Source organism: Frankia sp. Mgl5, assembly GCF_023242985.1.
Lineage (GTDB): Bacteria > Actinomycetota > Actinomycetes > Frankiales > Frankiaceae > Parafrankia > Parafrankia soli.
Window position 1 is genome coordinate 1 of record NZ_JALKFY010000669.1, and the last position, 383, is coordinate 383.

At 77.3% G+C, this 383-nt stretch carries 2 pseudogenes; one reads left to right on the top strand and one right to left on the bottom strand.

Features of this window, described 5'->3' with window-relative positions:
* A pseudogene (locus tag MXD62_RS22200) lies at positions 1–149 on the bottom strand (DNA-binding response regulator); the annotation flags it as partial.
* Between the two features lie 24 nt (positions 150–173).
* On the opposite strand from MXD62_RS22200, the pseudogene MXD62_RS22205 reads away from it, so the two are divergent.
* Positions 174–383 (top strand): annotated as a pseudogene (locus MXD62_RS22205) (hypothetical protein); the annotation flags it as partial.

Here is a 383-nt window from a genome sequence, read left to right on the forward strand (position 1 = left end):
GGAATCCGCCGCAACGCCTCCGCGGCCAGCCCGGCCTCACCGACGACCTCGATATCGTCATGCCGGGCGAGCGTCTGACGCAGACCATTACGCACGATCTCGTGGTCATCGAGAACGAACACCCGGATCTTCTCCATGGCAGCGACCATACGGGCGCCGTAGGCCGTTCGCCCATGTCGCATCGGCCGCCGCCGCCGGGACGTCCGGCTCTGAGCGGGAGCCCCGCGGCGCGCCGGCCACCCCGCCACGGCGCCCGGCGGCGGGCGGGCGGCGAGCCGACCGGGCTTGACGGGTGTCGAGGGGTGCTGGCGGGCCCGCGCCCGGCGCCGGGCGCGGGCCCCGGCCTCGGTCCCCGGTGGCGGGCGCGGGCGTGGCGGGTCGGG